Annotated in this window: 5 protein-coding genes and 2 pseudogenes; 3 read left to right on the top strand and 4 right to left on the bottom strand. The window is 54.8% G+C overall.

The window, feature by feature from the left end; translation table 11 throughout:
• From M5G11_RS13585 to M5G11_RS13575, 3 genes and pseudogenes are all read left to right on the top strand, one after another.
• Positions 1-353, top strand: a pseudogene (locus tag M5G11_RS13585) (cointegrate resolution protein T); the annotation flags it as partial.
• A gap of 157 nt (positions 354-510) precedes the next feature.
• A pseudogene (locus M5G11_RS13580) lies at positions 511-684 on the top strand (transposase); the annotation flags it as partial.
• A 232-nt stretch (positions 685-916) separates the two neighbouring features.
• The gene (locus M5G11_RS13575) at positions 917-1,336 is read left to right on the top strand and encodes a hypothetical protein (protein ID WP_273913952.1); all 420 of its coding nucleotides are present in this window, start codon (positions 917-919) and stop codon (positions 1,334-1,336) included.
• A gap of 357 nt (positions 1,337-1,693) precedes the next feature.
• On the opposite strand, the gene M5G11_RS13570 is transcribed toward M5G11_RS13575, so the two are convergent.
• The 4 genes from M5G11_RS13570 to M5G11_RS13555 form a co-directional block, all read right to left on the bottom strand.
• Positions 1,694-3,886 (bottom strand): hypothetical protein, encoded by a 2,193-nt coding sequence (locus M5G11_RS13570; protein ID WP_273913953.1) that lies wholly within the window; start codon positions 3,884-3,886, stop codon positions 1,694-1,696.
• Positions 3,886-5,031: a hypothetical protein gene (locus M5G11_RS13565; RefSeq protein ID WP_273913954.1), complete on the bottom strand. Its 1,146-nt coding sequence runs from the start codon at positions 5,029-5,031 to the stop codon at positions 3,886-3,888. Before M5G11_RS13565 ends, M5G11_RS13570 begins: the two co-directional genes overlap by 1 nt.
• A gap of 13 nt (positions 5,032-5,044) precedes the next feature.
• Positions 5,045-5,482 (bottom strand): MazG nucleotide pyrophosphohydrolase domain-containing protein, encoded by a 438-nt coding sequence (locus M5G11_RS13560; RefSeq protein ID WP_273913955.1) that lies wholly within the window; start codon positions 5,480-5,482, stop codon positions 5,045-5,047.
• Between the two features lie 459 nt (positions 5,483-5,941).
• Positions 5,942-9,883 carry a YobI family P-loop NTPase gene (locus tag M5G11_RS13555; protein WP_273913956.1) on the bottom strand — a complete coding sequence of 1,314 codons (3,942 nt, stop codon included), beginning with the start codon at positions 9,881-9,883 and terminating at the stop codon, positions 5,942-5,944.
• Positions 9,884-9,998 lie beyond the last annotated feature (115 nt).

The following is a 9,998-nucleotide window of genomic DNA, read 5'->3' as shown; positions in this document are numbered from 1 at the left end:
AACAGACCTTGATAATTAAACAGGACGAGCTGACACAGCTAAACCGCGACAATGCACGCCTGCTCACCGAGGCGTGGCAGTTGCAAAAAGAGCAACATGCGCAGCAACAGCTACTGGCACAGAAAGTTCAGGCCCTTGAGGCCTTGCAGATCTCGCTGGCCGGTGCCGAGCGCTTGAATGAAACCCTTGAGCAGCGTTGTCGCACTTTGCAGGATGAGGTGTCCCGACTGGGCGAGATTTCCGCGACCCAGGCGCAGCAAGCGCAGAACCTGGAGGCACGCTTGGTCGAAGCGACTGAACGGCTGAAGCTACTAGCACCGCTTGCGAACAGCGATGGTGCATGTGGCGCATGAACCGGCACACATGCCAGAGCCATCTGACCAGCTATTACAAGGTAAGTAAAAAAGCTTCGCCTTGACTCTTCGTGGAGCCGACAGGTCATAAAAATCAATATATATCAGTCCATTATAGAACAAATGTCCTAATTTTCCCTTATCTCGGCATCACCCCTTCGACAGGCCGCAGTATAAAAAGCGCAACGTGGTCGAACGGCTATTCAGTTGGCTCAAGGAAAAACGTCGGATCTGTACCCGATACGACAAACTGGCGAGTAGCTTCAAAGCCATGGTCACGCTGGCTTGCATCGAGAAGTGCTTGCGGCCTTACTTTTCAGACAAACCCTAGGGCAAGGATGCAGGTGGGGCGCTTTGTTCGCGATCACGTACCGCGGTGAAACCAGTCGCATGAACTCCTGTGGGCTGGGCACGGCCTGCGGCACGGCTGTCGTGAACCAAGCCCCGACTGCGTCTGGGTCTTGGCCCTCCGGGCTTCCATCCTCGTGCTTGCGCGCTCCGCTTGCCTCATGACTTCACTTCGGAGTGCCTGGGTAGACATCATGCGATGTAAGGCCGCACCAATGACCTCTCCAATCGCTAACGTTTACGCCTTCATCCCGCAGCTGACTAGCGCCTCAGACGCTCCGCAATCTAGTGAGAAACTGGACAGCCAAGTGGTATCGATTTTCCAGGCAATTGGCATTTCCTATTCGATCCTGGACAGAATGATTGCCCACGACGCCGGCTGTGCGAATGCAGCTGCAGAGTTCTTCGTTACAACGCTTATGAAGGATGGTTGGTCATGGAACACATCGAACCGGTTAGTGACAGAGACCGACTGGCAGCACCGGATGTATCGAGCATGGAGCGTTTTGAACGCCGAGAACCGCGGGATCGCAGCGGCGCTCGACTATGAGGTGTACCAAAACTATTGGCCAAATCTGGAGTTTTGCGCGGATGGGTTTCAAGGGAAGATGGAGCGTTGGATCGCCGGGGCTTGAAGGAGCGGCACGCTAGATCACTTGCTCAGTTACCTGCGACAAGGCGCTTTAACGATACGTGTCCCCTACTCTCTTGAGCGTTCAAGCCTCGGTCGAACAAGCTGATGACCGGGAATTTGCTGGTTCCAGGTGATCACCCTTTCGATCACTGCTCGAGCCTGCGTAATGCTAGGAAAAAACTAAGTAATAGCTTAGATATTCAAGCCGACAGCCCAAAAATCCCCAAAAACTAAGGAAAACCTTAGTTTTTTGGGGAGTGTTTCCGTCACTGCGGTCATACGGATAGGTGTAAACCAACTTTTTGCACTGTAAACTACGACGGTTAACAGTATTGAAAATCGGTTTACACCCTTTTAGCTACCTTTCAGAAGCAGGGAACAGCGTCCGTTGGGTGAGCAGGAGCAACCCTAGGAGGCTGGAGGCCTTGTCCTTACGATTGTCGATAGCCTCCTCGAGCAGTGCCCGGGTGTCTTCCTGCGTAAGCTTCAGCGTACCGGTGGCCAGGGCGGCGGCAAACTCCAGGGCGGCATCGCCGTAAGTCCGTTCCCACCGGGCAAATACCTTGGCGATGAACTCTTTCATCAGCTTGCTCAGCTCCGGGCTTGCTGAGTAATCAAGCTCCGAAGGGAGGCACGCCCGGAGGAATGACGCTTGTAGGACGTTGTCGTTAAACCGGAGGAAGCACTCCGGTGATAAAACCACGGACTCATACCCCGTCGGTTGCAGGCGCAGCTCATGATCTTCGTGTTCCCGAGCGAACTGCAGGACGGCAGCAATCGTAAAGAACACCGTGCTCTGCGGTACGTTTTCACAATCCTTGCCCACATCGCTTGTGGCGTCGAAGAACAGAAAACCGTCGGATAAGGCAAGCGCGTTGCCATCATGTTTTGGCAGGAAGCTGTGCTTGTGCTCCTCAATCAGCTCAGTGGCCTCATCAAGAGCCTGATGACGAACCTTGTCCGCTACTGCAGGCGTGAAGCCGACGTCATCGACCTGCCCGGCAGAGACAACCTTGGCCAACCGATTCCATGCGTTCTCTTTCCCATCATCACCGATGGGTAAGCACAGCCAGTTAGAGAAGCCATACTCCCGGGGCGTGGGGTTCTTCATCAGGAAAGTCTTGAGGAGCGTCCAGGCTCTCGCGCTCTGTGGAATTCCAATCGGTGCAAGGAACCTGCGTGGCACGGTCGCGTCCATGTAGGCTCGCAGATCACGACTAATCTCCCTCAGAATACCGCCATCACGCGCAACCACTGTCGCGACCAGCACCCCGGAGACAGTTTCAAAATCGACTTGATCAAGCTCGCTGTAAGGCACGCATCGGATTGACTTGGAAGCCCCCCATTTCTCGCTGAGCATCTCATGGGCCACTTCGCCGAGTTTCTTCGACCCGTCATCGTCGGCGTAGACGATCAGGTTGGTCGCCATAGAGACTGACCAGTCGATCTCAGCGGCCAGCCATTTCCTGAAGGCAGGGTCTGCCAGCAGCAGATCCGGATTGAGCGTCAACAGCTTGCTCGACCTGTTGAATCCATCAATTCCACCCATACCGAAGTACTTGTGGAATTTGGCCAGCCGCTTCGGGTCATGCTTCAAGGATATCGTGATCGACTTGGGTGGCTTGGATTTAGCCGAGAAGTTCTCCCCTATGATCTCAATCAGCGTGCAGCCTTCCTCCGCCTTGACCGGCAGCGGGTAGTCAACGTCGTCCAGGGCAACCAGCACGCCACCGAATCTTCCATCCGCCGTGCGATCGATCAGTGTGGCCACGCATTCACCTGTGAAACCCTGCTCCCCCATCTGCTTGGCCATGCCGCCAGATGTGGAGGCTGATACCACACAGAAATACTCACCTGCCGGCGGGTAGATGGTCTTGAGCCGCTCGTAGGAGTGAAAGCTCATGACTTCGGCCTTGCTATCCAAGCGAGCGAGCGCATTTTTCACGAATGGATAGATGCCCATGGTGTCGATGTAGACCTTGCCAGCCTGGCGCAGCCTGGCACCGTACTCAAGTGCAATTGCATAACCGACCACACACACCTCGGCCTCATCGTTCGCCAGTTCCCTGGTCTGGATGAACACGTTGTTTAGTGTGCCGGAGGGGTGCTTGAAGGAATGCGCGGATGGCGCTGCATGGATGACGTTGTTCTTCTCGATCAGCGTTCTCAAACCATCCCTCAAGAGAGCGCTCGGATCATGACGGTAGACAAGCTCTTTGCCGCCCAGCACATGAGGGTTAAAGCTTGCGCCATTCCATTCCAGGAACACGTATTCATGGACACATACGCGCGCGTTTTTCTCGCCACGCTTCAGGAGGTTGGCCAGGCGGTCTTGCTCGTCAGCCCAACCGCTCTTGAATACGGATAACTGGTCAGACGTCCCGAGGATGTAGACGCAGTCAGGTAGATGCCGTTGGGCCTTCAGCGCTTCCTCGATATCAGTGAAAACATGCTGAACCGAGAGCTCGGAATCGTTGTAGCAGACGACCAAGGCTTCATGACTGCCAGTGGAGTCGCTGACAGCAGACATCCATTGATAGAAACGCTCCATTACAAGCCCCTCAACGGAATCATGATGGTGACAACAGCCCCTGCAACAGGCGCCAAATCGGTGGTGTCCCAATCCCTGAAATCGTCATCAATGCGGTGCAAATCGTTTTCTTCGAACTGGTTGTAGATGCATAGCCGACCGGAGCGGATACGGATCAATCCACCCACTTTGCGAAGCTCGTTCAGGATCGCAGGCAGGCCGATGCCCGCAGCGTCCAAAGTCTTGCTGGATTGGCGTGGTTGCAGACATTTGAGCAGGTAGTCTCGCTCTTCCTCGAGCGACATCTCTTGCACCGGCCTGCCGCTAAACCTGGGGGCAAATCCCGGGCCTGAGTCAAAGAAGCTGATGTGCAATGCGCGTAGGCTGGTCTTGTCGTTGTCGGTGGTGGATGACTCTCGCTGCCAGTAACGGCGCAAGTCCTCACTGCCGTCGAAGTCTTCAGCGAAAACCTCATCCTCAAGTCGCTTCCAGCCGACCATGACCCCCTCAACATGGGCGAGATATGGGTGGCCCAAATGGTCTGAGGTCGCGTGTTCCTGGGTGTTGGATACAAGCTCAGTACAGAGCAGGCCCAAGCTTTCGAGGAGAGAATCTGGAACACCGGTGCGCCCGCTCTGCTTGTTGACGAAGTCAATGAGTCTGCGCATTTCAGTTGTCATCTCGGACGCAGGCTTCACTTTGCCTTCAGCGCTAAAAAGCGGTCGCAGGTGCTGAACCTTCGATCCTGCCACACAGATTAGATCGACGACTCGGCCGTTGACGACGTCCTTGTATATACCGGCGTCCATGGCCTGCATTCTTTCCACCGACTCCTGAAAGACCTCTCGGCGATTGAATGTCTGCTCACCGAGCCGGATACCCTTGGAAAGGCGCAAGGCTGCAATACCTGGCGAACAGTTAGCGAGGTTGCGCTGCAGCGCTTGAGCATCGGCCTGCGGGTTGAAATCCAGGTAGTCGCTCTGCAACTGCTGTCTGGCTAGGGTAACGATTAGTTGCAGGCGTGCGGCATCATGCATAGCACCATGACGCGCGCTGAGCATGTCTGCCGGAATGAGAAACCTCTCACCTGGGCTGTCGCAGATCTTACGAATGGCCGCTTCGATGTCTTTGAGCGTACGCGTTTTACCGAGTTTGATAGGTTTCAAGCCTTTTCTCCGATCAAGCGTCCGCTTTGTCCTCAGCGCCAAGAAGCAAGGTTTTGATCTTGGGCTCTGGCTTCCAGTAATTCGGGCCTTTGAGGAACTTCCCGTTCTCGTCGTAGATCGGTTTTCCGTCCGCTCCCAGTTTGCTTTCGTTGCTGTCCATGATGACGTCCAGGACGTCCTCCAGCGGCAACCCATATTTCAGGGCCTCAGACCGGCAGTAAACAATCACGTCACCCAGCAGATCGGCAATGGCAACCTTGATATCGATTTCGGCTTCACCTTTCTCGATCTTCTCGACAATTTCATCGATCTCATGAACTTCAGCCATCAGTGTGGCTTTGAACTTCCTGAGCTTGTCCGCTGGATCGGCCAGAAGCGTGGGAGCGCTGTTGATCGGTAGCTTATACATCTGATTCATGGCGTGAATGCGGTCTTTGAAAGGCTTACTCATGAGTACTTCCTTCTCGATAAGTCAAAAATGGCAAGTCCGCCTTGCCTGATGCAAAACCAAAAATACGGGGCTGAACGTCGCGATGATGGGTCACAGTGAGTTGGGCTAGCCCCTTGTTGAGCACAGACACCGAGCAGGTACTGAGGGTGCAAGGTAAGGCGAGACTGGGTTTCGTGGCGAAACACTTAGTGTGCGGTAACAAGCGCATCGTATCCCCTACTCCATTAGCTCAACGGCCGATCAAGAACCCAAACTGCCAGCAGCACTTTTCGCTTAGGGAGTCAGCCCTAATGATCAGGGTACACGGGATAGTCTCCAATCGCCTCTTCCCGAAGGGGCCAATCAGGCAATGATCGGCTACCAGTCACGGGAAGCCAGCACGGATGGTCACATTCACTGAGCAGGCCATCGAAGCGGTGGATGCTTGTTTCGCGTGAGCAGCTTCCTTCAATGATCAGGCTAGAGCCATCCCTCCTCAGTCATTGACGAGGGCCTGGTGGTCGCGATGATGACATCGTCCTCTGGGGTCACCGTTGCCAGGTACCCCTCAGCTTTCATCGCACCGACCAACCTCAGATTTGACTGAGTGTTCCTTACCTTGATCTTCTTGACCTTCGCGCTCACTGTTTTGAAGTCCTCGTCATCAAGCAACGCTAGAGCTGGTGAAACGTCCGGCCACTTCATCCCTGGAAGACACTGTGTCAGCATTTCAGAGCGATGCTCCGGGGTGAGGCTTGCGTTGCGAACCAGATGTCGCAGCACAGGCATCAGCGAGTCAGCAAACCTTTCGCCAGCTTGGTTGGCAAGCGTAGATACACGGCCTAGCTCAGGAACCGCTTCGGGTCTGCTTTCAATGGTCTCTAGGCTAAGCCCTGACCACATCTGAATTTTCTGTGTGAGTGGCAACGCTTTGCTTCTGCTCAGCGTGAGCATCGAGTCGAGCTGGAGTGCGCCGATATCGATCTCTGCCTTTGCTAGATCCCACCGTTCAGCCAGGTACTGGCCTTCGAGATGTGGGAAAGTACTCAATACGATGCCCCTGACTTCCGAGCTGTATGGAAGGAATGTTGAGGCCACGAGCATGATCCAGCGCCCCTCAGGTAACGCTGCTTTGATTATTGATAGGTCTTGGAGCACGACGCCATCTAGCAGTACCTTGAGCACGTTATTACTGAGGCTGGTGGAGCTCAGAAGATACTGTTGCAGCGCCCAGTCGGCGCTTGTTGACTGCCACAGCTTGCCTTTGAGAGACGATGCGTTCCGAACGATGAAACCGGTGAACACCGATGTGGATTCCGACCCACTTTCTTCGCCCGAAACGTGGCCGTCCGGTGCAATGATCTCGTCGAAATAAGTCCATACGGCCTCTGCTTCTGCCGCCACGCGATCACTCTCAAGTGCTTTTGCCCAAAGGTGCTTCGGGGCGTCAGTGAGTGCTTGTAGGTCACATGTCGTGTGATCGAACAGTTTATCTGTCAGGTCGTGATCTGTGTCCACTTCTGCCAGCAGACTCGCCAATGTCTCGCTTGACTCGTCCAAGGCAGCAGACTGATCCAGCAATGCGGTGACGAGCTCATCGGCGTGAGATAGCAGATAATCAGCGAGTCCATTGATGCCCAAAGCCTGCAGCCTACGCAAGGACACGATGCCCAAATCTGCTGGTTCGGATTTGGCGTCTTTAGAATCCTGCCCGGCTTCCGACTTCGCGCATATCAGCGACAGCATTGGCAGGTTGATCTTGATACAACCCCAGTCGATCAGCCTTTCGAGTTCTGCGAGACTCATCGCATGGCCCAGTGAGGCAAACTGGACTGGATAAGCCCTCAACCACGCCCAGGCTCCCACATTGCTCTCTAATCCTGGCATCAGTCGTGAAGCGTCTTCCAGCCCGTCGATTGTGGGCACCAGATCCGTCGAGGCATCATCGGCCAGGGTCTTGAAGTCGGATTCCGACAGGTTGTCGACGATTGCTTTGACGAGGGACTGACGGGCCTCGCTTCCTTCAAACACACTGCCCGCGCCCTCAGTGTCCTTAGCGTCGAAAAGCCTACGGAAAAGTTTGGGTTCAAGTCGGTACACGGCGTGAACAAATCCATCCGCTTCTGTTCGGCTCAAAAGCTCGCGCACTGCGATGGCCATTCGTTCGGTGTGTTCGTTAAGGCCGCTCCTCAGTACATGGCTTAGCTGGACGTCTGCTGAGGCAGTTGCGAGCGAGGTCGGGCGGGCGCTGAGACAAGCGATCAAATCGACGATGATCCCCCTTCCCTCGTCGAGCTCGTCGCTCTTAAGCTTCTCCAGCACGGTACTCGGGCTGTCGACAGGTGTGGCTACCTCGGGCAGCACGCCACGTCTCAGCGACAGGATCAGATCTTTGTCACCAGGGGTCAGCGATCCCTGATAGAAGTAGCCTAGGTAGTCGGTGTAGTCGGCATCGAGAAAGCCATGCTGCATTAGATAGCTCACGACGTCCAAGCCCGGAAGATTGTGTCTTACGACGTCTCCATAACCTTTCTTGACCGCGGTCTTGAACGACATCCTGATGACCTGATCCGATTGTCTCTGCACCTCTGCGATTTCGTCCGCGATGGTGCTAAGTCGCCGCCCAAGCAAAGCATGGCGCCGCTCATAGGATGTAGCGGTGAGCAGCTCAGCCTTCGAGACATTTCGAGATGAGTTTCTGGCGCGCCCGTAGTGATCCAAGGCAGCCATTGAGAGTGGCCCGGCTTGATTCATTAATACGTCGAACACCTCGTCGGTCACGAACTGCTTCTGCGTGTACTGGGTACCAGTGATTTGGACATGGGTTGCCGTGTCCATTTCGGCCAGTCGAAGAAGCGTGAACCAGACGTAGGCCCTCAGCTCAATAACATTGTTGGCCAGTTCGGAGACTCGGTCATCCCGCTCACGTCGCAATTCATCAAGCCGCCTGGCGAAGGCGCTGTTCTGCTGGGTTTTCCAAGCATCGAGGCCCTTGATGATCGTATAGATCGCTCCCCGCCGTTTGACCAGGTCGGCATACGCGCCGGGATGCAGATTTCGAATGGCGACAATCGCAAACAGCTTGTCTGGCTCTAGGCGTAAGCCGCTGGCAAGGATATTTGAGAACATATCGAATTCATTGACGATATTTTTCACCAGCCGGAGGTCATCGATGTAGTAGCAGACCGTCTCCACCAGTCGACGGTCGAGGTGTTCGCCCAAGGGCTTTGATTGGAAGGTTCGAAGGTTCAGAAGCTCCATCATTTTTTCTTGGGAGTTTTCTGAATTGATGACCGGGATCACTGGAACGATGAGGTCAAAAAACTTGGTTTTTTCGCCAACGACGAACATTTCATCGCGTAGCGCATAGACGAAATAGACAGGTCGGCTCACCTGGGGTGACTGCTTGATGATGAAATTGATTTCTCGCAGTCGGGTGAACACGTCATGAATGCCGAACCGGTCGAGATCCTCAATGATCACCACGTCAATGCTCCTGCGCTCAAAGCAGTAAATGATCTCATCGATATTTTTGTGCAGGACGGATCCATGGTGGGTGGTCTCCAGTTTGCCGCCTTTGAGCGTCAAACCATCGATACTGAATAGCGAGCCCAGCTTCAGGCATGTGTGCAGCAGGTGTATGCACCCCACCGCGGCAACTCCGACGGCAAGTGGACTCGGGATCCAAAGCAGCCAGTCCAGAAGCCAAGTCGGCTCGATCTTAGGTAGCTTTTCTGCGACGGGAACGTACAGTCTCAGCGCTGCCAGAATGAGGGAGCCATAGCACAGCGTTTTCCACCAGATCTTCAGGCCTGAGGCCTGGTCGATCCTCTTAAGGCGGGTCTTGGGAAGCGTCTTTGCAGGGACGGAGTAAAGTAGCTGCTGGACGATCGTCTCCTCGATCCGAGCAACGAGATCGGATTCAGCCTTGTTTTCCTCGGATTTAGATTCCTGCCCTGCCTTGGCAGAGGACTCGGTTGAGCGCGGAGACTCCGAGGCCAGGTCGGTATCGGTAACAAGCTCATACGCCCCAGCGATCTCAGTGTCCTTGCCGAACGTTGCCAGTGAAACAAACGCGTAGACGAACTCAGGGTGGCGATGGACGAAGGTTCGAAGCACGCTGCTCTTCCCTGCTCCGTACTCACCAGTGATCGCGATGTTCCTGACCTGATCGTTCCTCAGACCGTTTAGTAACTCGCGTTCATAGCGCTGGATCTTCCCAGGTTCAATGAGTACAGGGGTTAGCGGCTCAAACAGGTTTTCATGAGTGGGCGCGGCCAAGAACGCATGTGCGGCCTCATAAGCACTGACGGCCGCGCGTGGGTATCTCTTCAAGGCGGCTAGCTTGCAGCGAGTCTCATTGCTCCAGGCGTTATAGGCATCTAATGCCCGGCGAAAGATGGCGCGCAAGCGAATGAACATCCGTGTCTCCAAGCAGGCTGGCGGCTACCAGGCATTCATCTGCCGAAGACTGAATGATCGATCTTGGGTCTGAGCGGGAAGGTGAACTTCCGGTGAGCCTAATACGAGGGTTGGA

The organism is Pseudomonas fontis (assembly GCF_028656955.1).
GTDB lineage: Bacteria > Pseudomonadota > Gammaproteobacteria > Pseudomonadales > Pseudomonadaceae > Aquipseudomonas > Aquipseudomonas fontis.
This window is presented reverse-complemented; position numbering and strand designations above follow the sequence as displayed.

What these genes read in the sequence shown, in the direction of transcription:
- M5G11_RS13575 (WP_273913952.1), top strand. Translation starts at nt 917, where the DNA reads ATGACCTCTCCAATCGCTAACGTTTACGCCTTCATCCCGCAGCTGACT.
- M5G11_RS13560 (WP_273913955.1), bottom strand. Translation starts at nt 5,482, where the DNA reads ATGAGTAAGCCTTTCAAAGACCGCATTCACGCCATGAATCAGATGTAT.
- M5G11_RS13555 (WP_273913956.1), bottom strand. Translation starts at nt 9,883, where the DNA reads ATGTTCATTCGCTTGCGCGCCATCTTTCGCCGGGCATTAGATGCCTAT.
- M5G11_RS13570 (WP_273913953.1), bottom strand. Translation starts at nt 3,886, where the DNA reads ATGGAGCGTTTCTATCAATGGATGTCTGCTGTCAGCGACTCCACTGGC.